We start from the raw sequence: 21635 nt of genomic DNA, 5'->3' as shown, positions 1-21635 counted from the left end.
GCTAAGCACCCCGTGGGGGCTTCAGGTTCAGTTCCATCTCCCGATCACAGGGCGGGCATGACCTTGTCCACCACCAGTTCCAGGCACTGCCAGCCAATGGCGGGGTCGATGCCACCGCATAGGGGATGCAGGGTGGCGGCTCCCTTGGTGCGCACCAGATCCACACAGCCCTCGGGAGTGACCACCGCGTACTGGCCGGAGTCCTTGAGATCGGCCACATCGTTGGCTTCGACATGCCAGCCGGAACGCTGGTCGGGGTACTGCCAACTGGCGTAGGCCTGGGCATCGTACAGCAGGTTGGGCCCTATCTCGGCCCACAGAGCCTCGGGATCCTCGGTCACCAGCACCAGCCCCGGGCCGTCGGGAGCCATGGCGAAAGCCCCCTCGAAACCCACCTCGGCCGCTTCCTGGTAGTAGAGGTCCACCAGTTCCTGGTCGCCGATGGGGGGCATGTAGGGAAGCTTCAGCCGGGCGGCGCGCCGAGCCGAAGCCGGGACCGATCCCCCTACCATTACCATGGGGTGGGGCTGGGTAACCGGTTTGGGTGTCACCCACGCGGTCCGGCCCTGGTATTCGAACGGCTCGCCGGTCCAGGCTTTTTGCATAACCCGGATCGCCTCCTCGGTGTCACGGCCCCGGCGGGTTCGGTCCTTGCCGAACATCTCGAACTCGAACTCGCGGTAGCCCAGTCCGGCGATGACGATGAAACGGCCCGGTGCCATCAGGTCTATGGTGGCGATATCCTCGGCCAGTCGGAGCGGGTCGTGATAGGGCACCAGCAGGGCCGATAGCGTGCACAAAAGGTTGTCGGTGGATCCCAAGATGGCGGCGGATATGGCCAGCGGGGCCGACATGAAGCCATCCTCGGTGCCGTGATGCTCGCTGGTGATGGCCCCGGCGAACCCCCGGCTGTCGGCCCACTTCACCATCTCCAGCATGGTGCGGTACTGGTCGCCGTGGGTGACATCGGTGAACGGAGGGGTTCTCAGATCAAAACGCAGATTGAACATGTTCTTCTCCTGTCAGCTTTCTGGTTATGGATAGGTTTGCAGGTTCACAGGCTTCGGGTTATGGATAGGTTTGCAAGTTCACAGGCTTCTGGTGAGGCGGTCGAGGCGGCGGGTTGCTCCCCGCAGGCCTCGCTCCACCTCGTAGAGTTCGAACGCCACATCCTCGCGGTCGGTGCCCTCGTGCCGCCGGGCAATCTCGGCCACTCGTTCGATTAGGTCCCGGGTTACGCCGGCCAGCGAGCTGAGCTCAGCAGCATCCGATGCCATAGGCGTTCACTCTAACCCCAATTGGTGCCTCCAAACCCCCGAGGGACGTTTACCCTCCCGCGACGGGGCGTTCACTCTAACCCCAATTGGTGAACCCAAACCCTTCGTCACGGGAACCGGTGGGCCGGTAGATTCGGGGGTTGTGCTTGATCGAGTGGACCTGCGGGGGGTGGACGACATAGCCAGCCGGCTGCCCCGTCCCGAGCCCATTTCTGCGGATTCAGTGGCTGCGGTCCGCAAGATCATCGACGCGGTGCGAGCCGGGGGCGACGCTGCGCTCGCCCGATTCACCCAACAATTCGATGCTGCGGTGCCTCCAAGCTGGCGGGTTCCCCCTCAGGAGCTGGCCGCAGCCTCGGACCGGATCGATTCCGATCTGAAATCGGCGTTGCAAGCAGCCGCGGACTCCATTGCCGAGTTCCACCAGGGCCGGCTCTCACCGGAGCGGACCCATTGCCACCAGGGCATCAGCATCCGGAGCTGGGACCAACCGGTGGGGCGGGCCGGCTGCTACGTGCCCGGAGGTCGGGCCGCCTACCCCTCCACCGTGTTGATGACCGCGTTGCCCGCTCGGGCCGCCGGGGTGGGTCGGGTGGTGTTGTGCGTGCCCCCCGGTCCCGGCGGTCGGGTGGCCGATGTCACCCTGGCCGCTGCTGCCGTGGCCGGGGTGGACGAGGTGTATGCGGTGGGTGGGGCTCAGGCGATTGCGGCCCTGGCCTATGGAACCGAGTCGGTGGCCGCGGTGGATGTGATCGTGGGGCCGGGCAACGTTTACGTGGCCGTTGCCAAACAACTGGTGGCCGGAGAGGTCGGGGTGCCGGCCGCATTCTCGGGGCCGTCGGAGGTGGTGGTGGTGGCCGACGGCACCACCCCGGCGAGCTACGCCGCCATTGATCTGATCGTGCAGGCCGAGCACGGTCCCGACGGGCTGGCTTGGCTCGTAACCTGGGATATCGAAGCGGCGGGTGCGATAGAGGCCGCGGTGGCCGAGCTGCTGACCACCGCAGCCCGCCGGGATGACATCTTGGCCACCTTCAGCCGCAGCGGGAACACCGTGCTGGTCGACGGTCCGGAGGCGGCCGCCGAGGTGGTGAACCTGATTGCCCCCGAGCACCTCCAGATCATGACCGGGGACCCCGAGGCCATCACCGGCCGGGTTCACCATGCCGGAGCCATCTTTTGCGGCTCGCTGAGCCCGGCATCCATCGGGGACTACTTGGCCGGCCCATCCCACGTGCTGCCCACCGGGGGGACCGCTCGCTTCGCCGGTGCCCTGGGGGTGCGGGATTTCGTCAAGCCCATGCACGAGATCACCGTGACCCCCGAGGGCCTGGCTGCGGTCGGCCCCCACGTGGCCACCCTGGCCACTGCCGAGGGATTGGAGGCCCACGCCCGATCCATTCACCTGAGAGGGGTTGGGGGTACGCGCCCCGAAAGAGGCCGACGATGACCAGCAACACGATGATAAACAGCAAAAATCGTCCCGCGGTACGCGCCCCGAAAGAGGCCGACGATGACCAGCAACACGATGATAAACAGCAAAAATCGTCCCGCGGTACGCGCCCCGAAAGAGGCCGATGATGCCTAGCAGCAACCGTCCCGCGGTACGCGACAACCTGGCGATGATGTCGGGTTACCACTCCCCGCAACTCGACGTGGCCGTGCGGCTCAATACCAACGAGTCACCGGTTCCCCCACCCGCTGGCTGGGCGGAGGCCCTGCGGGATGCCATGTCGGGCATCGACTGGCACCGCTATCCCGACCGGGAGGCCCGGGAGCTACGGGCCGCGGTGGCCGCTCACGAGAAGGTGAGGCCCGAGCAGGTGTTCGCAGCCAACGGCTCCAACGAGGTGCTCCAGTGCCTTCTTCTGGCTTTCGGGGGGCCGGGTCGGGTAGCGCTGACGTTCGAACCCACTTATGCGCTCCATTCCCACATTGCTCGCCTGACCTCCACCGGGGCCGTGGCCGGCGAGCGGGACGAGGGTTTTGCGCTAGATGCCGAATACGCCCGGCAAATGATAATGGAGCATCGTCCCGCGGTTACCTTCCTGTGCTCGCCCAACAATCCCACGGGCATGGTGGAGCCCCCGGACCTGGTTGAGAGCCTGCTGGCCGGTGTGGCCTCCTTGCCCGGCCTGCTGCTGATGGACGAGGCCTACGGCCAGTTCGATAACCACACTGCGGTGAGGCTTGTTGCCGAGGATCGCCCTCTGGCGGTGGCCCGTACCTACTCCAAGACGTGGTCGATGGCCGCGGCCCGACTCGGTTACCTCATTGCCCCGTCCTGGGTGGTGGCCGAACTGGAGAAAGCCACCCTGCCCTATCACCTGGATGCCTTCAAGCAGATCGCCGGCCGCCTGGCGCTGGCCTACCAGAGCGACATGGAAGACCGGGTGAGCATGCTGGTGTCCGAGCGGAAGCGGATGGCAACCATGCTTGATGCGCTCCCGGTTCACCAGTGGGAGTCGGGGGCCAACTTCATCCTGTTCCGCCCCCACTCGGGCGACGGCCTGGAGGTCTGGGAGAAACTCGTGGAACGATCGGTGCTGGTGAGGAACTGCTCCTCCTGGCCCCGGCTGGCCGGATGCCTGCGAGTTACGGTGGGCACTCCAACCGAAAACGATGCGTTCCTATCCGCCATGAGCGAGGTATTGGCATGACCCTATCCCCAAAGAGCGAGGTGTTGATATGACTCTGTCCGCCATGAGCGAGGTGTGGCGATGACTCTGTCCGCCATGAGCGAGGTGTTGATATGACGGCTCGGGCCCGAACTGCCACTGCGTCCCGGAGCACGGCTGAGACCAGCATCGACATCGCCATCGATGTGGACGGCGAGGGCCGCGGCGCGGCGGAAACCGGGCTCCCGTTCTTCGACCACATGCTGAGCCAGCTCGGCCGCCATGGCGGTTTCGACCTGCGGGTGAAAGCCCGGGGAGATCTGGAGATCGATGCCCATCACACGGTGGAGGATGTGGGTATCCTGCTGGGCTCGTGCTTTGCCGAGGCGGTGGGTGACAAGGCCGGGGTGCGCCGCTTCGCGTCGGTATCGGTCCCGATGGATGAGGCCCTGGTGGCGGTGGCGGTGGATCTCTCGGGTCGACCGTTCCTGCACTACGACGTGAATCCTCCGGGGCAGAAGATCTTGGGCGACCCGCCGTTCGACCCCCAGCTCTGTGAGGAGTTCTGGCGGGCTTTCGCCACCTCAGCCGCCCTGACCCTGCACATCACATTGGTTCGGGGCCGCAACACCCATCACATAATCGAGGCCGGCTTCAAGGCGGTGGCTCGGGCGCTGCGAGATGCTGTCCGGGTGGAGGGCACCGCCATCCCCTCCACCAAGGGCATCCTGTGAACGAGGCCAACCGGTGAGCAGCAAACTCCGGTGAGGCAGGCAAAGCAATGAGCAGGCCGCTGATCGCCGTTTTGGATTATGGCATTGGCAACCTCAGGTCGGCCCAGAAGGGTCTTGAGCGCATGGGGGCCGATGCCCGGCTCACCTCCGATCCCGGCCTGATTGCCGAGGCTTCCGCCGTCGTGCTGCCCGGGGTCGGAGCATTCGGGCCGTGCATGACCGCGCTGCAAAACACCGGGCTCGACCTCCTGGCTCGGTCGGCAGCCACCGATGGCCGGCCATTTTTGGGTATCTGCATCGGCTTGCAGCTTCTCTACGAGGGCTCAGAGGAGGCACCGGGCATCACGGGTCTGGGCGTTCTCCCCGGTACTGTTCGCAAACTGCCCGACGGTGTGAAGCATCCTCAGATGCAGTGGAACCGCCTGGAGGTGAAGACCCCCGGCCCCATGCTGGCGGGCTTGGAGGAGGCTTGGGTTTACTTCGTCCACTCCTACGCCGCGCCGCTGGCCGGCAACGTGGCCGCCACCTGTGAGTACGGCGGCCCGGTGGTCGCCGCGGTGGCCGACAAAAACGTGTGGGCCACTCAGTTCCACCCCGAGAAGTCGGCCCGCCCCGGACTCCAACTGCTGGAGAACTTCGTGAACCAGGCCCGCCACCGATGATGCTCATGGAGTCGGATTGCCCGGGCTGCGGGGGAAGGTGACATGCGACTCTACCCGGCCATCGACTTGCGGGGTGGCCGATGCGTGCGGCTCTACCAGGGTTCTTACGATGCCGAGACGATCTACGGCGACGACCCGGTGGATCAGGCCCGCCAATTCGTCGATGCCGGAGCTTCGTGGTTGCATGTGGTGGATCTGGACGCGGCCCGCACCGGCGAGCCGGTCAATCGGCCGATGATCGCTGCCATAGCCGCCGCGGTGAATGTGCCGGTGCAGGCTGGTGGAGGGGTTCGAAGCCTGGACGCGGCCCTGGCTCTGGCCGACACCGGGGCGGCTCGGGTGGTGATCGGTACCGCGGCGGTGGAGACCCCCGCACTGGTGGAGCAGGTGGCTGCCCGCCAGCCGGTGGCGGTGGGGCTGGATGCCCGGGGCCGGGATGTGTCCACTCACGGCTGGGAGCGGGGTGGTGGCGGGGACCTTCTGGAGCTGGCGGTCGGCTTCGAGTCATCGGGTGCCGAGGCGGTGGTGGTGACCGAGATCGGTCGGGACGGAACCATGAGCGGACCCGACACCGATGGCCTGGCCGCGGTGCTGGCCGCCACGGGGTTGGCGGTGATCGCCTCCGGCGGGGTGGCAGGGCTGGCGGATCTCATCGAGTTGGCAACCATCGGTGAAGCCGGGCGGAAATTGGCCGGGGTGATCGTGGGGCGGGCGCTGTACGAGGGCCGATTCACGGTGCCAGAGGCCCTGAAGACGTTGGACCGGTGAGCGCGCCGATGCCGGCGGCCGGCAACGCCCAGGGGAGCGCCCCAGTACCGGCGGCCGGCAACGCCCGGGGAAGCACCCCAGTGCCGGCGGCCGGCAACGCCCGGGTGATTCCCTGCTTGGATGTGGATGCGGGGCGGGTGGTCAAGGGGGTCAATTTTGTTGATCTGGCCGATGCCGGTGACCCGGTGGAGCTGGCCCGCCGCTACGACCAGCAGGGGGCCGACGAGGTGGTGTTCCTGGACATCACCGCGTCCTCCGACCGGCGGGATACCACCGTCGAGCTGGTTCACCGGACCGCGGAGGAGGTGTTCATTCCGTTCACCATCGGTGGGGGTATCCGCACGGTGGACGATGCCCGCCGCCTGCTGCGGGCCGGGGCCGACAAGGTGTCGGTGAACACTGCGGCGGTGAAGCGTCCCGAGTTGGTGGCCGAGATCGCCGGCGAGTTTGGTAGCCAGTGTGCGGTTGTGTCCATCGATGCCCGTCGTAGCGGGGGCGGGGCCTTCCCGTTCGAGGTATTCACCCACGGAGGCCGTACACCCACCGGGATCGATGCCATCGAGTACGCCATCCGGGTGACCGCCCTGGGTGCGGGGGAGATCCTGCTCACATCCATGGATCGTGACGGCACCCGCGATGGTTTTGACTTGGGGTTGACTCGGGCCGTGGTGGAAGTGGTCAACGTACCGGTGATCGCCAGCGGGGGAGTGGGCACCCTCGATCACCTGGTCGAGGGCGTGCAGCGGGGCGGGGCCGATGCCGTGCTGGCTGCCTCCATATTCCACTTCGGCGAACACACCGTGGCCGAGGCCAAGGCTTTCATGGCCGCCGCCGGAATCCCTCTACGCCCCGCCGGTGCCTGATAGCAGCACCGGCAAGCACCGGGCTTCCGGCGGGGTTGGTTAGTTGCAGATGTCGTTGTTGAGGTCGGCAACGCTGTCGCCGTAGTTGCCGAGGCGGCGGCACTCCTCAGCAAGAGCGGCTCTGTACTCGTCGCGATAGGTGGCGGCCAGGGTGTCGCCGGCTTTTTGGCGGGCTATGGCTTCACGGCGGGTGTAGGGCAACGAGCACACATCGGCCACGCCGTCACCATCGCTGTCCAGCGGGTAGGTGGTGGGCCCACCCAAAGAGCGGTTGGCACAGTAGGAAGGCCCGGTGATGGTCCCCGAATAATAGGGGCCCCCATCGTTGGGCGGCGGGAACCCCGGCACCGCCAACTCATCGCCCCCGCAAGCCCCGCTACCGGGCTGGTTGGCGCACTCGGCGTTGACGAGCCGGCGATACAGGTCGGGGTACCGGTTGGCCAGGGTGATCACCGCGTTTTGCCGGGCTATGGCCTCACGGCGGGTGTAGGGCAACGAGCAAATATCGGCCACCCCGTCACCGTTGCTATCCAAGGCGAACAAGCGGGCCCCACCCAAAGAGAACTCCGCACAAAAACTCGGACCGGTAACCGGGCCGGAGTAATAAACCTGATCACTGGGGCTGTCGCCACCAGGAGCATCGTCGCCGGAGGCGATGGTGGACGATGTGCCCGCGGGACCGGCACCGATGGCGTTTACCGCTCGCACCTCAAAGGTATAGGCCACCGGAGAAGTACCGGTATCGGTACCGGATATAACCGTGCTCATCGTGACCGCACCAACATCGGCCCACTCACCAAAACCGGCACTCCCGACCCGGGTACGCCACTGCCAACCCGTCACCGCAGACCCCCCATCATCACCCGCCATCCAGGTAACGGTGATGGTCCCATCGGTGGCCGATGCTGTGACGCTGGGAGCAGCCGGTACCGCAGCAGGCATCGCCGACACCGAGGCCACCACACCGGCACCCATCGCGTTCTCAGCCCTTAGGTGGAACGTGTAACTGGTGCCATTAGTCAGATCCGACACCGGCACCGAGGTGGCATCAGCACCCAAACCCATCCCGGCCAAGTCCCGCCACTGGCCATCATCAACCCGCAAATGCCAACCGGTCACCGCAGAACCCCCATCGGTACCAGGTGTCCACGACAAAGTCACCGTACCGTCACCGGGCGTGACGGTAAAGGTGGGAGCGGCAGGGGTCATCGCTGGCATCGCAGTGTCAACTCCAACAGTGCCGTTGCCCATATCGTTTTGGGCTCTGACTTGGAAGGTGTAGGTGGTGCCATTGGCGAGATTGGAGACGGGCACCGAAGTCGTACCAGCAGGATAAGTAACCCACTCACCATCGCCGGTGCGCAAATGCCAACCCGTCACCACCGAACCCCCATCACCACCCGGTGTCCAGCTCACCGTCACCGTCTTGTCACCAGCCGTGGTGGTAACCGCCGGCGCATCAGGCACCGTTGCCGGCATCGCCGTCGCGGTAACGGCAGTACCAGCACCAATCCTGTTCAGCGCTCGGACCTCAAACATATAGGCAACACCGTTGGTGAGACCATCAACCTCACGGGTGGTAGTAGCGGCAGCCACATCAACCCAAGCCCCGTAACCAGCGGTGCCGGTTTTCATCCGGTACTGCCACCCGGTAACCGCCGCAGCCCAGTTGGATTCACCCACCACACCGCTAGCACCGGCTGCCCAGTTCAAAGTGACCATCGTGTTGCCAGCGGTGGCGGTCACCGACGGTGCGGAGGGCACCGCTGAAGGGGTGACCGCCTCGGACTCGAACGCCGCCCCAATCACCTGAGTGTTGGTGGTCATCAACCGAGCCGTGGCTCGCACCTGGAAGGTGTAGGCCCGCCCGTTGGCGAGATCATCCACCACCAGGCTACGAGCCGTCGCCCCACCGGTGACGGTGGTCCATGAACCGTAACCCCCACCATCGGTTTTCATCCGGTACTGCCAACCCGTAACCGTGCTGCCCCCCGTGTTCACCGCTACCCACGACAGCGTGACCTGCCCATCACCAGTAGTCGCAGACAGCGCACCGCCGGCGGGTGCGCCCACTGGTGTTATCGGACCAACCACCCCCGCGGCGGGGCCGGTGCCGAATTGGTTCACCGCTCGCACCTCGAAGTCATAAGCCACCCCGTTGACCAGGCCCCGCACCGGCACCCCTGCTGATTCGGCCAAATGGCGCGCCGGTGGGGTGACGCGAGCTCCCAACGATTGCCACGCATCAAAACTGCTACTACCGCTGCGCCGCATCCGAACCTCATAACTCAAAACCGCAGAACCACCCACCGGGGCCAACAAAGTGACCCTCACCCCACCATCGCCCGGTGTCGCTGTTACTTGGCGGGGCGCGGTGGGCACCTTACCGGGAACCACCACCAACGACTGGGCTTGCGCACCCTGACCAACGGTTTGGGTTTTGGGATCCAAGGTGTTATCGCTGTCCAAGGCCACCAACGCGTTCACCGCCCGCAACCGGAACCGGTATGAGGTGCCATTGGTCAAACCCTTCACCACCCCTTGAGTCGTCGACGGCCCCGAACCCGGAACCGCTGTCCACTCATCGTCCCAACCACTCCATGAGGTATTCGCGCCTGCAGCTTTTGAATCCTTGATGTACTCCCAACGAATAATCGGCGGACCCCCCGACCCCACCGATGTCCACGACAACGACACCTCACCATCACCACCCGAAGCCGTCAAACCCGCCGGCGCGGGCGGTGCCACACCCGGGATCACCACCCTATCCGGAATGGCATCGGCGGCTTTGTTCAACAAACCGGCACCGTTGGAATACAACGCCGGACCCACCAACCAACCGGTACCGTGCCGGTTTCGCGCCCTGACCCTAAACTCATAGGCCACCCCATTACGCAAACCCGACACCGTAATCCCATCACCAGCCACATCAGCACTGCCCGCATCCCGATCAGCGAACCTTGGACCCACATTGGACACCGCCCACGGCGACCACTCACCACCGGCGGGACGATACGAATACTCCCAAACCGTGCCAGCATAAGTACCATCGGTATCGGTGAAAGCATTCTCATACTGAAACAAATACTTATCATTACGATTGAAAAGCCGCGCTTTGGGTCGAACAATGTTCAACTTCACCTGACCATTACCCGGAATCGCCAACACCTCCGGACGCATCAGGGATTCACTCGCCCAATCACCAGCACCCGGCAATCCCGGAGACCCGAAAACAAACGGCTCCGACTCGGCCGCATAACCCGCCCCCACAACAGACACCGTCCGAGTCCTAAACGTATACGTCTTCCCAACCTCAAAAGTCATCCCACCGAAAGTCTCGGTTCCCCTACTCAAGCTACCCTGTTGAGTGACCCAACCACCCCACTGCCCATCACCGACCTTCCAGGACGACTCAAACCGCAAACGCGTACCACCATGAAGATAACTCACAGGAGAGCCTGCCCCCATATGAGGCCGACTACCGGCCTTGCGAGGATCATCATTATAACCCCTAAAAAACACGACATAATCCATAGAAGGAACACCCTTGGGAATATTCACCCTCACCACCCCCGACTCCAAACCCACACCCCTGGCGTTCTGTGCCCGCAACACAAAATAACGCTCCCCCGCACCCAAAGCCCCCACACACAACTGAGCAAAACAGTTAGTAGCATTATCGTAATCAAAACTCCGAGGCCTGGGCAACGTCACCGTCGACAACCCCCCGCACCCTGGATCCAACCCCGCCCTGTTATCACACAAATCATACCAAACTGCATCACCCAACTTGTCCACCGATGTCGCCTGCTTCAACTGCCACTTAATTATCGGAGAGCCACCATCAAAACCGGTCCACGACAAAACCACCTGATGCAACCCTACCGTGTAATCCGACACCACCTCCGCGGACACCGCCGGAGCCGGCGGCACCGTACCCGGATAAACAACCCCCGTCTCCGCCGCCGGACCCGCACCCGCACTACTCACCCCCCGTAGGCGGAATCGATACCCCACACCCGCTGTCAAACCCGGAACCTGATACTTTACAGTTGAATAAACACTGTTCGGTATCGCCACCCAACCACCCCACTCACCATCACCAGCCCGCACCGAATACTCAAAACGCCGAAAAGTCCCGCCAGCAGCACCATCCGGTCGGCCCCAGTTCAGCGTCACCGACGACTCCTCTGGTGTCGCTCTCAAATTTTTGGGAGCCCCCAAAACCTCACCCAAATATATGAACCCAGAACGCGTCCCCAAACCCCCACCCAACGCGTTAACAGCCCGCACCTCAAACACATAGGACTGGGCATTATCCAAACCGGTCACAAAATAAGACCTAACCCCAACCCCACCAGGAACCCTAAACCACTGAGCCAACCCCAAGTTTGTGTAACTACGACCCCCGGCCCACCGGACTTCCCAACCCGTGATCGGCGAGCCAACCACCCCCGGCAAAGCCCACGACAACAACGCCGACTTATCACCCGGTGCCACCACAAAGTTACGAGGAGCACCCGGCGCGCCCCCCACCACCACCGGCCCCACTTCACCCGCAGCACCGTTGCCATGCTTGTTGACCGCCCGCACCCTGAACGAATACCCAACATCGTTAACCAAACCCGAAACCACGAACAACTCGCGAAGCCCAGCCGCCGTACTACCGTCATCGGCCATCACCGACCACCCCGACCATCCCCCATCGCCTTGTTTGATCGCGTACTCGTACCGCAAAATAGTAGCAAACCCCGACCCCGCCACCTGACCGTTAGCCTTGGTCCACTTCAACTCCACCTGGGAATCGGAAACAACCGCCCGCAAACCCGCCGGTGCCGGCGCAACATCAGACATCCAATCCCCACTCAGCACCTCAATCTGACCCGATCCCGCAGCGTTCACCGCCCGCACGAAGAACCGGTAGCGGCTACCAACCGTCAAACCCGACACCACCACCGACCCAGCAGCCCCACCACCGGGCACCGGCCGCCATACAACCCCACTACGATCCCCCGAAGTAGGCGCTAAACTCGTAGAAGCATCCACCACCCTGTTCTCCGGTGGAACCCAACTGCTCTGACCAAACGCCTGCTCAGAATACGTGTACTCATAACCTGAAACCCCCGTAGTCGCAGCATCCGACGGCGGCCCCCACGACAACCGCACCGCACCACCACCCAACACCACCATTGATGCCGACGACGGAGCATTCGGCACACTCTGAGCACCCACACCCCCCACCGAAACCAACACCGACCCCAACAACCCCACCAAAACCAGGGTCCCAATAAACCAGAGCAGCCCTACACGCCTACCCCCCCCCCCCCTCACTGAGTCAAACCGATCAACCATCACCGAACCATCCTTTCCAAAAGGACCAGGACCCCAAGCATACAACTTCGCTGCGAGGGCTCAAACAATTACACTGAAAAGTCTCCCACACGCCCCCGCGCAAGTACCCCCACGAAAAACCGTGTAACCACCCCGGCTCAAGCTGGAAGAGGTAGCACCCACTGAGGCTTGAGTACGAGACGATCGGAGGTGATCAGCGTGCTTGTGGTGGCCCCAAAGTCGCCGGGCAGATACCGATCACGGTAGCGTTGTGACCCCATGGCCAGGACAGCAAGCTCCGCGAATCAGGTCACACCGAAGGACAAGTTCCCCATCAAGATGCTCAACGACCGCATCCTGGTGCACATCGAGACCCCCGAGGGGGAGCGGCGATCCACCGGCGGCATCCTCATACCGGCCACGGCTCAGGTGGGCAAGCGCCTGGCCTGGGCCGAGGCCATCGCGGTGGGTCCAAACGTCCGCACCGTCGAACCCGGTGATCAGGTTCTTTTCAACCCGGAGGACCGCTATGAGGTGGAGGTACGCGGTGCCGATTACCTGATCCTGCGCGAGCGGGATATTCACGCGGTGGCCGCCCCTCGCCTCGATGAGGGAAGCACCGGGCTGTATCTCTGATCAGGTGCCTCATTGCTGATCAGGCTGTATCTCTGATCAGGTGCCTTGGAACAGGGGTTGGGGCAAATGGCTCTTTGCGGGGTGAGATCTGATCCTACGATGGGGGGATGCCGGCAACCACTCCCTTGAACGCAGATCCGGGCGCACTGGACAAGGTGGCGTTCGACAGCAACGGGCTGGTTCCCGCCATCGTGCAGGAACACGAGGGGGGGCGAGTGCTGATGATGGCCTGGATGAACCGGGAATCGCTGGAGCGCACCCTGGCCACCGGGCGCACCTGGTTCTGGAGCCGGTCCCGGCAGGAGTACTGGTGCAAGGGGGAGACCTCCGGTGATCGCCAGTACCTTCGAGAGGCTTATTACGACTGCGACGGCGACACCCTGCTGCTGAAGGTGGAGCAGGAGGGCCGGGGGGCCTGCCATACCGGGGAGTACTCCTGCTTCTTCCAATCCTTCGACCAGCCCCCCTCCCCGTGATCCGGTGCCTGGTGTCCTGGTGGGGTCCCCGTGATCGAGTACCCAACGCTCCGTTGGGGGTCCCTGTGATCCGCTTCCTGGTGTCCTGGTGGGGGTTCCTGTGATCCGTCCGGGGCGCCAGGAGTTCCACCGGCTGGCTGCGGAGTGGACGGTGGTGCCGGTCTGGCAGGAGTTGATAGCCGACCTCACCACTCCGGTGGCGGCTTTTGCCCGCACAGTGGGTGACGAGCCGGGCTTCCTGCTGGAGTCGGTGGAGCATGGCGAGCGGTGGAGCCGGTTCTCCTTCATCGGTCGCCGCCCCCTGGGGACACTGGTGGCTCGCGGCCACCGGATTACCGCCACCGGCGCTTTGCCCGAGGACACCCCGCTGGACCGGGGCATACTGGCCGCGGTGGAGCACATCCTGTCCCGGTGGCGCTCCCCGGCCCTGGAAGATCTTCCGCCACTGCACGGTGGCCTCATGGGTTATCTGGGCTACGACGTGGTCCGGGAGGTGGAGCATCTGCCCAACCAGCCCCACGACGACCAGGGCTTGCCCGATGCGGTGCTGTCGGTCATCGGGGAACTGGCGGTGTTCGACCACTGGCGCCAGCGGGTGTGCCTGATCGAGAACGTAATCGTTCCCCCCGGTGCCTCTCCGAGCGAGATGGACGAGGCCTACGACCGGGCTGTGGTCGCCCTCGAGCAGTTGGCCGCCGACGGGGCCCGCCCCGTGGCCGAACCGCTACTGGAGCCCCCCGATCATGACGAAGAACTGCCCGAGGTGGTGTCCACCATGAGTTCGCAGAGCTTCTGTGCCGCGGTGGAGGCCGCCAAGGAGCACATCTTGGCCGGGGACATCTTCCAGGTGGTGCTGGCCCAGCGGTACGACTTCGACCTGGATGCCGAGCCCTTCGATGTCTACCGCTCGCTGCGCCAGGTGAACCCCAGCCCGTACATGTACTTCGTGCACCTTCCCGAGTTGTCGCTGGTGGGGTGCTCCCCCGAACCGATGGTGCAGCTTCTCGGAGGGCGGGTCATCTCCCGTCCCATCGCCGGCACCCGCCGCCGGGGTCGCACACCGGCCGAGGATCGCCGGATGGCCGCCGAGCTGTCCGAGCACCCCAAGGAGATCGCCGAGCACATAATGCTGCTCGACCTGGCCCGCAACGATGTGGGGCGCGTGGTGAGCTTCGGCACCGAGACGGTGGACGAGAGGCTGACTCTGGAGCGTTACAGCCATGTAATGCACCTGACCTCGCAGGTGTCGGGTGAACTGGCCCCCGGCCGCACCCCGGTCGATGTGCTGCGGGCCACCCTGCCTGCGGGCACGGTGTCGGGAGCGCCCAAGGTGCGGGCCATGGAGATCATCGACGATCTGGAACCGGTGAAGCGGGGGCCCTACGCCGGGGTGGTGGGCTATCTCGACTTCTCGGGAAACATCGACACCGCCATCGCCATTCGCACCATGGTGATCCGGGGAGGGCGAGCGTCGGTCCAGGCCGGCGCGGGCATCGTGGCCGACAGCATCCCCGAACAGGAGGATCTGGAATGCCGCAACAAGGCCCGAGCCCTCCTTTCGGCGGTGCCTGCCGCCCGGCGCATGAGACGGAGCCGACCGTAATGACCGGGGCCGTGGATCTTTCGACCCTGTCATGACCGGCACCGTGGATCTTTCGACCACCGTGGGGGTCTGTCCCGTGGAGCGGGCTGTGCTGTCGGTGGCCGGCCCCGACGCGGCCACCTTCCTGCATGGTCAGCTCAGCCAGGACATCCACGGGCTGACCGAGGGCCAATCGGCCTGGTCGCTGATCCTCCAGCCCCAGGGGCGCATCGACGCTCTGGTGCGGATCACCCGGAGGGCGGGGAAACAGTTCGTGCTGGATACCGATGGTCCCCTGGAGCAACTCACCACCCGGCTGGAGCGGTTCATGCTCCGAACCGACGTGACCCTGGAAGCACTCGATTGGCGATGCCTGGCGGTTCGGGGGCCGGGAGCCGGGGAGGCAACCGTATCCGGGGAGATCATCGGTCCGGTCCCCACTGGCGGCATCGATGTGCTGGGACCGGCCCCCATAGTCCCGCCGCAAGTACCGCAGGTGGATCCGGAAACATTGGAGGCCCACAGGATCAGGGCTGGATTCCCCCGGATGGGACTCGACATCGACAGCCGTACCATTCCCGCCGAAGCCGAGGTGGTGCCCTGGACGGTGAGCTTCACCAAAGGATGCTTCACCGGCCAGGAGCTGGTGGCTCGCATGGACTCCCGGGGAAACACTGCCCCCCGGTACCTTCGGCTGCTCGTTGTGGCCGGCCGGGTTCGCCTGGCCGGTGGCGATCCGATCACCGGTTCCGGCGGTGGCGAGGTGGGCGTGGTGACCAGTACGGCCTGGGATGCGGGGGCGGGCACCACGGTGGCCCTGGGATACATAAAACGCTCCGTGGAGATGCCGTCCGAAGTCGAGTTAGCGGGCCACCGGGCTCAAGCATCGGCCCTTCCCCGCTGAACTATTGCATGATCCATGCTCCGACCCTTCCCCGTAGAACTATTGCGTAATCTCCGGCCCTTCCCCGTAGAACCTTTGCGTAATCTCCGGCCCTTCCCCGTAGAACCCTCGGATGATCCATGCTCCGGGACGATCAGCCGGTAGTTTGGGGTTGGTGTTCGTAAAGATTTGCGGCATTACCTCGACCGATGATGCCTTGCTGGCCACTGCCCTGGGGGCCGATGCGGTGGGTTTCGTAATGGCCCCGTCACCCCGCCGGATCGCCCCACCCCGGGTCGAGGAGATCGTTCGCCGGCTTCCCCCCGGGGTTCTCACCGTGGGGGTGTTCCGCAATGAGGCCCCCCAGCGGGTGATCGAACTGGTGAACCGCTGCGGTCTCAAGGCAGCCCAGCTCCACGGTCAGGAGAGCATTGCCGGCACCCAGCAGGTACGCGATGAGGTTCCGGTGGTCATAAAGGCATTCCCGGGCAATGACGAGGCCCTGGCCCTGGCCCACCGTTACGGTGCCGACCTGGTGCTGGTGGACTCCGACACCCCCGGCTCGGGCCGGATCTTCGACTGGTCGCTGGCCGAGGGGGCTCCCAGTGGGATCCGGCTCATCCTGGCCGGTGGCCTGAACCCCGACAATGTGGCCACCGCCATCGACAAGGTCCGGCCCTGGGGGGTGGATGTGAGCTCCGGGGTGGAGGTCGCTCCCGGCCGCAAGGATCCGGCCCGGCTGCGAGCCTTCATCACCACCGTCCGCAGCGTTCAGCCCGCCCCCCCTGCTCAATCGGATATCGACGATGCTCCCTACGACTGGCAACGGGCATGACCATCGCCGAACCCACCGGCGGGCGATTCGGGGAGTTCGGCGGGCGGTTCGTTCCCGAAACCCTGGTGCCGGCCTGCGAAGAACTTGAGGCCGCGTTCCGCTCGGCCTGGGGGGACAGGGAGTTCAGGGACGAGTTGAACCGGCTGCTGGCCGACTACGCCGGCCGGCCGTCACCGCTCACCGAATGCCGCCGCCTGTCGGAGGAGTTGGGGCTGCGCCTGCTGCTGAAGCGGGAGGATCTCAACCACACCGGCTCCCACAAGATCAACAACGTGCTGGGGCAAGCCCTGCTGGCCGTGCGGATGGGCAAGACCCGTCTAGTGGCTGAGACCGGAGCCGGGCAGCACGGAGTGGCCGCAGCCACCGCGGCCGCCCTGCTGGGTCTGGAATGCACGGTGTACATGGGCGAGGTGGATATCCAGCGCCAAGCTCTGAACGTCTTCAGGATGCGGCTGCTGGGTGCCGAGGTGCGGGCGGCGGTGTCGGGCAGCCGTACCCTCAAGGATGCCATCAACGAGGCCATGCGCGACTGGGTGGCGACCGTGGAGTCCTCCCACTACTGCCTGGGTTCGGTTATGGGACCCCATCCCTACCCCTGGATGGTCCGGGAGCTGCACCGGGTGATCGGCGACGAGGCCCGTGAGCAGTGCCGGCACCTGCTGGGGGGCGATCCCGACGTGGTAACCGCCTGTGTCGGGGGCGGCAGCAACGCCATCGGTATATTCAGCGGTTTTGTGGACGGCGATGCCGAGCTGGTGGGGGTGGAGCCGGCCGGGGGGGCGGCCATTGGACGGGGAGTTCCCGGCGTGGTGCATGGATCCAAGTCGTTCCTCATGCAGGACGAGCACGGTCAGGTGCTGGAAGCCGAGTCCATATCCGCCGGTCTCGACTATCCCGGCATCGGTCCGGAGCATTCGCACCTGGCCAGCATCGGCCGGGCCCGCTACGTGCCGGTCACCGACACCGAAGTGGTTGGTGCCTTCGAGCTGTTGTCGCGAACCGAGGGCATCATCCCCGCGCTGGAGCCGGCCCACGCCCTGGCCTGGGTGTCGCGATCCCGCTCGGAACTGGCCGGAAGAACGGTTCTGTTGAACCTCAGCGGCCGGGGCGACAAGGACGTGGGCCAGATGATGGACCGTCTGGGAATGGATGGGGACGAGGTGGGTAGTGACCCTCTGGGGATGGATGGCGCTCCGAATGGGGACGAGGTGGGCAACGGTGGGGTTTGAGCCTGGCCCCCTTGAGGCGGCGCTGCGGGTCCGCCGTTCCCGGGGGGGCAAGGCGCTGGTCCCCTACCTGACGGGAGGGCTGGGAGACTGGCAGGGCGCGCTGGCTGCGGCTGCCGACGCCGGAGCCGATGCCCTGGAGGTGGGGATCCCCTTCTCCGACCCGGTAATGGATGGCCCGGTGATCCAGCAGGCCAATGATCGGGCGCTGGCCGCTGGGGTCACCCCAACAAGCGTGCTGGACGATCTGGGCCGCCTCGATGTCGGAGTGCCGTTGGCGGTTATGACCTACTACAACATCGCCTTCCGGTTCGGGCTGGAACGGTTCGCCGCCGTTCTGGCCGAGCGGGGGGTGGCCGCAGCCATCCTGCCCGACCTTCCCCTGGAAGAGGCGGGACCGTGGGTCGAAGCGGCTGACACCGCCGGGGTGGAGACCGTGCTGCTGGCTGCTCCCACCGCCTCCGATGAGAGGCTGACCCGGATCTGCTCACGGAGTCGAGGATTCGTTTACGGGGTGGGCTTGCTGGGGGTGACCGGCGTGCGCAGCCAATTGGCCTCATCGGCGGTGGTCATGGCGGAAAGGCTCAAGCGGGTAACCGATGTTCCGGTGCTGGTCGGCGTGGGAGTGGGCACCCCGGCTCAGGCCCAGGAGGTCTGCCGGGTGGCCGACGGTGTCGTGGTGGGATCCGCAGTGGTGCGCCGGATGCTGGATCACGGGGATCCGGCGGCGGTAGCCGAGCTGGTCGGGCGGTTCCGCCGGGCCCTGGATTGAGCCATGCTTGCATTGAGCCATGCTTGCATTGAGCCGTGCTTGCATTGAGCATGGTCACACTGAGCGTCACATTGAGCATGATCACGATTATTGACCGCCCCCGTGCGCCTGCTTGGATTTTGTTTTGCCCCCTGACTGAATTACAGTCATGCGGTTCAAGAAGCAGGAGGATCCAATGAACAAGTCCGATTTGGTCAGCGCCATCAGCGAGCGCACCGGCGAGAGCAAGAGCACCGTTGATGCGGTGCTCGGCGGGCTGGAGAAGGTGGTCACCGAGCAGGTGGTCCTGGGCGAGAAGGTGGTGATCCCCGGTTTCGTCTCCTTCGAGCAGACCACCCGGGGGGCTCGTACCGGTCGCAATCCCCGCACCGGTGAGAACATCCAGATTGCCGAGACCAAGGGCTGCAAGGTCAGCGCCGGGGCCCGGTTGAAGGCCGCGATAAAGGGCACCTGAGTCCGGCGCGCTCCCATCCGGTAACCTCTTGCCCATGACCGATTGGTTGCTGTCCACCGGTGATCCCGCGCCGGCGTTCACCCTGCCGGACCAGCACGGGGGGCAGGTGTCGTTGAACGACTTCGCCGGCCAGAGGGTGATGATCTTCTTCTACCCCAAGGCGCTCACCCCCGGTTGAACCACTCAGGCGGTTGGCGTGCGTGACACTGCCGAAGAGCTCGGAGGCATAGTGGTTCTGGGCATCAGCGGGGACAAACCCGAGAAGCAGAAGCGCTTCGATGAGAAGAACGGCTTGGGCTACCGGTTGCTGTCCGATCTCGACCACGAGGTTGCCGAGGCGTTCGGGGTCTGGCGGGAGAAGAAGCTTTACGGCAAGAGTTACCTGGGCATTGTCAGATCGGCGTTTCTGGTGGGAGCCGATGGTCTCATCGAGCACGCCTGGTACAAGGTAAGCCCCAAGGACACCCCCAAGAAGCTGGCCGCGGCGCTGGCGGCGGGGTAGCGGGGAGCCGGCACCGCGGGATGCGACCTCCGGCCGAGGTTCTGCCCCACCGCCCCCCCTTCCTGTTCCTGGACGAGGTGGTTTCAGTGGGGGCCGGGCCGAGGGCCGAGGGCTACTGGCAGCTCACCGGTCAGGAACCCTTCTTCGCCGGGCACTTTCCCGGCCGTCCCACCCTACCCGGGGTGCTGATGGCGGAGGCCGTAGCCCAGCTCGGGGCCTACGTGGTTCTCCACGACGATCGGTTTGCCGGCAAGCTGCCCCTGTTCGGCGGTCTCGACGGCACCCGTTTTCGCCGCCAGGTGACCCCCGGTGAGCGCCTGGATCTGGAAGTGGAGATGACCAGGCTGTCGGCCCGGGGGGGCCGGGGCCGGGGGCAGGCTTCGGTGGCCGGGGAGCTGGCCTGCCAGTGCGAGCTGCTGTTCGTGGTGGTGGATAACCAGGAGTAGACCGCTGGTTCGGGACCCGCAGGGGGTAACCCGCTGGGAGTAACCCGCTGGTTCGGGAGCCGCAGAGATAACTAGGTCTAACCCGCTAGTCCGGGGCCGGGCCGATAACCACGGTTCCGTTGTGTCCACCGAAACCGAAGGAGTTGGAAAGCGATGGCCCCGGAGTCCACGGGGCGGGCTCCCGGGCCACGATCCGGATGGGGGCCATATCGGGATCGGGGGTTTCGTACCCGTAGGTGGGGGGGATCAGCCGGTGGTGCATGGCCAAAAGCACAGCGGCCGCCTCGATGGCCCCGGCAGCTCCCAGGGCGTGGCCGGTCACACCCTTGGTCGAGGTGACCAGCGGTCCCGGAGTGCCGAATACCTTATGGATGGCCTCGGCCTCGGCGGCATCGTTCAGCGGGGTGGAGGTGCCGTGGGCGTTGATGTGGACTATGTCTCGGGGTTCCAGCCCGGCATCGGCCAGGGCCAGCTCCATGCAGCGCACGGCTCCCGCTCCCCCCGGTGCCGGGGCGGTGATGTGGTGGGCATCGGCAGTGCTGGCTCCCCCCAGCACCTCGCCCAGCACGTTGGCTCCCCGCCGGCGAGCCGTCTCCAACTCCTCCAGTACCAGAATCGCCGCCCCCTCGGCGTGGATGAAGCCGTCCCGCTCCCGGTCGAAGGGGCGGCTGGTGTTGGTGCTGGAGACAGCGGTCATGTTCCTGAACGCGGCCTCCGCGGTGATGGAGTTCGAGGCCTCGCTGCCGCCGGTGATAACCGCGTCGCAGCGATCGGAGCGGATGAGCAGGGCGGCGTTGGAGATCGACTGGGTGCCGGCCGCACAGGCGGTCACCGTGTTCTCGCACGGTCCCGAAAAGCCGTAACGCATCGAAATGGCCGCCGATGCCGCGTTGGCCATCATCATCGGCACCAGAAACGGCGATACCCTGCGCTCACCCCGCTCGATGCGAATCTGAATCTGATCCTCGAGGCTTCGCAGCCCACCCACGCCCGATCCCACCCACACCCCGATGCGATCGGGATCGGTGCTGAACTCGCCGGCCTGCTCCAGCGCCTCGGCCGCCGCAGCCAGAGCCATCTGGGCGAAGCGGTCGGTGCGGCGGGCCTCCTTGGGGTTGTCGAACCAGGGGAGGGGATCGAAGTGATCCATGACCCGCCGCCCCCCGGCCGGTGCCTCCAGCAGCCCCTGCCAGAATGCTTCCCGGCCGAGACCCGGCCAGGCCAGGACCCCAATCCCGGTTACCACAACCCGGCGAGGGGCCGTCATGGCCTCGCCCCCCGGGGCCGGATTCCCTTTCGACGGCTCGGGGTCATCCCAACTTGGCCGTCACCAAGTCGAAAGCCTGGCCCACGGTCTCGATCCCGTCGAGCTCTTCTTCATCTATGGCGATGTCGAATTCCTCTTCGAGAGCCATGACCAGCTCCACCAGATCGAGGCTGTCCGAGTCCAGATCATCGGCGAAACTGGCCTCGGGGGTGACTTGATCGGCTTCCACCGACAGCACCTCCACGGTGCAGTTCCGGAAACGAGTGAAGTTGTCGTCGCTCACGCTGACTCCCTCCTTTGTGG

The 21635-nt window shown here is 65.2% G+C and carries 21 protein-coding genes; 16 read left to right on the top strand and 5 right to left on the bottom strand.

Going from position 1 to position 21635, the window contains the following annotated elements:
* Nucleotides 1–44: 44 nt before the first annotated feature.
* On the bottom strand, nucleotides 45–1010 hold the full coding sequence (locus tag ACOGXC_RS06265; protein ID WP_419919838.1) for an LLM class flavin-dependent oxidoreductase: 966 nt from the start codon (nucleotides 1008–1010) through the stop codon (nucleotides 45–47).
* 78 nt (nucleotides 1011–1088) lie between these two features.
* The gene (locus ACOGXC_RS06260; RefSeq protein WP_419919837.1) at nucleotides 1089–1277 is read right to left on the bottom strand and encodes a hypothetical protein; all 189 of its coding nucleotides are present in this window, start codon (nucleotides 1275–1277) and stop codon (nucleotides 1089–1091) included.
* Nucleotides 1278–1419: 142 nt separating this feature from the next.
* On the opposite strand from ACOGXC_RS06260, the gene hisD reads away from it, so the two are divergent.
* From hisD to hisF, 6 genes are all read left to right on the top strand, one after another.
* Nucleotides 1420–2727: a histidinol dehydrogenase gene (hisD, locus tag ACOGXC_RS06255; RefSeq protein WP_419919836.1), complete on the top strand. Its 1308-nt coding sequence runs from the start codon at nucleotides 1420–1422 to the stop codon at nucleotides 2725–2727.
* 130 nt (nucleotides 2728–2857) lie between these two features.
* Entirely contained in the window at nucleotides 2858–3937 is a 1080-nt protein-coding gene (locus ACOGXC_RS06250) for an aminotransferase class I/II-fold pyridoxal phosphate-dependent enzyme (protein ID WP_419919835.1), read from the top strand.
* Between the two features lie 92 nt (nucleotides 3938–4029).
* A complete protein-coding gene (gene hisB, locus ACOGXC_RS06245) occupies nucleotides 4030–4629 on the top strand; it encodes an imidazoleglycerol-phosphate dehydratase HisB (protein WP_419919834.1) in 600 nt (199 codons plus the stop codon).
* A gap of 47 nt (nucleotides 4630–4676) precedes the next feature.
* The gene (gene hisH, locus ACOGXC_RS06240) at nucleotides 4677–5291 is read left to right on the top strand and encodes an imidazole glycerol phosphate synthase subunit HisH (RefSeq protein ID WP_419919833.1); all 615 of its coding nucleotides are present in this window, start codon (nucleotides 4677–4679) and stop codon (nucleotides 5289–5291) included.
* A gap of 42 nt (nucleotides 5292–5333) precedes the next feature.
* On the top strand, nucleotides 5334–6059 hold the full coding sequence (gene hisA / locus ACOGXC_RS06235) for a 1-(5-phosphoribosyl)-5-[(5-phosphoribosylamino)methylideneamino]imidazole-4-carboxamide isomerase (protein ID WP_419919832.1): 726 nt from the start codon (nucleotides 5334–5336) through the stop codon (nucleotides 6057–6059).
* Nucleotides 6056–6922 carry an imidazole glycerol phosphate synthase subunit HisF gene (gene hisF, locus ACOGXC_RS06230; RefSeq protein WP_419919831.1) on the top strand — a complete coding sequence of 289 codons (867 nt, stop codon included), beginning with the start codon at nucleotides 6056–6058 and terminating at the stop codon, nucleotides 6920–6922. The genes hisA and hisF overlap by 4 nt, the downstream gene beginning before the upstream one ends.
* Before the next feature lie 39 nt (nucleotides 6923–6961).
* Here hisF and ACOGXC_RS06225 read toward each other — a convergent pair whose 3' ends face one another.
* Nucleotides 6962–12154, bottom strand: coding sequence for a fibronectin type III domain-containing protein (locus tag ACOGXC_RS06225; RefSeq protein WP_419919830.1), 5193 nt, complete (start codon nucleotides 12152–12154; stop codon nucleotides 6962–6964).
* Between the two features lie 378 nt (nucleotides 12155–12532).
* Between ACOGXC_RS06225 and ACOGXC_RS06220 the strand changes: the two genes are divergently transcribed.
* From ACOGXC_RS06220 to fabZ, 10 genes are all read left to right on the top strand, one after another.
* On the top strand, nucleotides 12533–12889 hold the full coding sequence (locus ACOGXC_RS06220; RefSeq protein ID WP_419919829.1) for a GroES family chaperonin: 357 nt from the start codon (nucleotides 12533–12535) through the stop codon (nucleotides 12887–12889).
* Nucleotides 12890–12996: 107 nt separating this feature from the next.
* Nucleotides 12997–13365: a phosphoribosyl-AMP cyclohydrolase gene (hisI, locus tag ACOGXC_RS06215; RefSeq protein ID WP_419919828.1), complete on the top strand. Its 369-nt coding sequence runs from the start codon at nucleotides 12997–12999 to the stop codon at nucleotides 13363–13365.
* An 88-nt stretch (nucleotides 13366–13453) separates the two neighbouring features.
* Nucleotides 13454–14968 carry an anthranilate synthase component I gene (gene trpE, locus ACOGXC_RS06210; RefSeq protein WP_419919827.1) on the top strand — a complete coding sequence of 505 codons (1515 nt, stop codon included), beginning with the start codon at nucleotides 13454–13456 and terminating at the stop codon, nucleotides 14966–14968.
* A gap of 31 nt (nucleotides 14969–14999) precedes the next feature.
* A complete protein-coding gene (locus tag ACOGXC_RS06205; protein WP_419919826.1) occupies nucleotides 15000–15851 on the top strand; it encodes a YgfZ/GcvT domain-containing protein in 852 nt (283 codons plus the stop codon).
* 112 nt (nucleotides 15852–15963) lie between these two features.
* Nucleotides 15964–16665 carry a phosphoribosylanthranilate isomerase gene (locus ACOGXC_RS06200; RefSeq protein ID WP_419919825.1) on the top strand — a complete coding sequence of 234 codons (702 nt, stop codon included), beginning with the start codon at nucleotides 15964–15966 and terminating at the stop codon, nucleotides 16663–16665.
* Entirely contained in the window at nucleotides 16662–17894 is a 1233-nt protein-coding gene (trpB, locus tag ACOGXC_RS06195; protein ID WP_419919824.1) for a tryptophan synthase subunit beta, read from the top strand. The genes ACOGXC_RS06200 and trpB overlap by 4 nt, the downstream gene beginning before the upstream one ends.
* On the top strand, nucleotides 17884–18663 hold the full coding sequence (trpA, locus tag ACOGXC_RS06190; protein WP_419919823.1) for a tryptophan synthase subunit alpha: 780 nt from the start codon (nucleotides 17884–17886) through the stop codon (nucleotides 18661–18663). The genes trpB and trpA overlap by 11 nt, the downstream gene beginning before the upstream one ends.
* Nucleotides 18664–18838: 175 nt before the next feature.
* A complete protein-coding gene (locus ACOGXC_RS06185) occupies nucleotides 18839–19117 on the top strand; it encodes an HU family DNA-binding protein (protein WP_419919822.1) in 279 nt (92 codons plus the stop codon).
* Between the two features lie 34 nt (nucleotides 19118–19151).
* Complete coding sequence (gene bcp / locus ACOGXC_RS06180; RefSeq protein WP_419919821.1) at nucleotides 19152–19619, top strand: thioredoxin-dependent thiol peroxidase; 468 nt, start codon at nucleotides 19152–19154, stop codon at nucleotides 19617–19619.
* A gap of 20 nt (nucleotides 19620–19639) precedes the next feature.
* A complete protein-coding gene (gene fabZ, locus ACOGXC_RS06175; protein WP_419919820.1) occupies nucleotides 19640–20065 on the top strand; it encodes a 3-hydroxyacyl-ACP dehydratase FabZ in 426 nt (141 codons plus the stop codon).
* Between the two features lie 85 nt (nucleotides 20066–20150).
* On the opposite strand, the gene ACOGXC_RS06170 is transcribed toward fabZ, so the two are convergent.
* Complete coding sequence (locus tag ACOGXC_RS06170; RefSeq protein WP_419919819.1) at nucleotides 20151–21332, bottom strand: beta-ketoacyl-ACP synthase II; 1182 nt, start codon at nucleotides 21330–21332, stop codon at nucleotides 20151–20153.
* 43 nt (nucleotides 21333–21375) lie between these two features.
* The gene (gene acpP / locus ACOGXC_RS06165) at nucleotides 21376–21615 is read right to left on the bottom strand and encodes an acyl carrier protein (protein WP_419919818.1); all 240 of its coding nucleotides are present in this window, start codon (nucleotides 21613–21615) and stop codon (nucleotides 21376–21378) included.
* Nucleotides 21616–21635 lie beyond the last annotated feature (20 nt).

Source organism: Candidatus Poriferisocius sp. (assembly GCF_965202595.1).
In the GTDB taxonomy this organism is placed as follows: Bacteria; Actinomycetota; Acidimicrobiia; order Acidimicrobiales; family Bin134; genus Poriferisocius.
The sequence above is the reverse complement of the archived record's forward strand: the minus strand, read 5'-3'. Positions and strand labels throughout refer to the sequence as shown.

Bases quoted from the DNA above. Each gene is read 5' to 3' on its own strand.
- ACOGXC_RS06260 (WP_419919837.1), bottom strand. From the start codon at position 1,277: ATGGCATCGGATGCTGCTGAGCTCAGCTCGCTGGCCGGCGTAACCCGG.
- hisH (WP_419919833.1), top strand. From the start codon at position 4,677: ATGAGCAGGCCGCTGATCGCCGTTTTGGATTATGGCATTGGCAACCTC.
- hisA (WP_419919832.1), top strand. From the start codon at position 5,334: ATGCGACTCTACCCGGCCATCGACTTGCGGGGTGGCCGATGCGTGCGG.
- hisB (WP_419919834.1), top strand. From the start codon at position 4,030: ATGACGGCTCGGGCCCGAACTGCCACTGCGTCCCGGAGCACGGCTGAG.
- ACOGXC_RS06185 (WP_419919822.1), top strand. From the start codon at position 18,839: ATGAACAAGTCCGATTTGGTCAGCGCCATCAGCGAGCGCACCGGCGAG.
- fabZ (WP_419919820.1), top strand. From the start codon at position 19,640: ATGCGACCTCCGGCCGAGGTTCTGCCCCACCGCCCCCCCTTCCTGTTC.
- trpB (WP_419919824.1), top strand. From the start codon at position 16,662: ATGACCATCGCCGAACCCACCGGCGGGCGATTCGGGGAGTTCGGCGGG.
- ACOGXC_RS06200 (WP_419919825.1), top strand. From the start codon at position 15,964: ATGATCCATGCTCCGGGACGATCAGCCGGTAGTTTGGGGTTGGTGTTC.
- ACOGXC_RS06170 (WP_419919819.1), bottom strand. From the start codon at position 21,332: ATGACGGCCCCTCGCCGGGTTGTGGTAACCGGGATTGGGGTCCTGGCC.
- ACOGXC_RS06265 (WP_419919838.1), bottom strand. From the start codon at position 1,010: ATGTTCAATCTGCGTTTTGATCTGAGAACCCCTCCGTTCACCGATGTC.
- ACOGXC_RS06205 (WP_419919826.1), top strand. From the start codon at position 15,000: ATGACCGGCACCGTGGATCTTTCGACCACCGTGGGGGTCTGTCCCGTG.
- ACOGXC_RS06220 (WP_419919829.1), top strand. From the start codon at position 12,533: ATGGCCAGGACAGCAAGCTCCGCGAATCAGGTCACACCGAAGGACAAG.
- ACOGXC_RS06250 (WP_419919835.1), top strand. From the start codon at position 2,858: ATGCCTAGCAGCAACCGTCCCGCGGTACGCGACAACCTGGCGATGATG.
- hisI (WP_419919828.1), top strand. From the start codon at position 12,997: ATGCCGGCAACCACTCCCTTGAACGCAGATCCGGGCGCACTGGACAAG.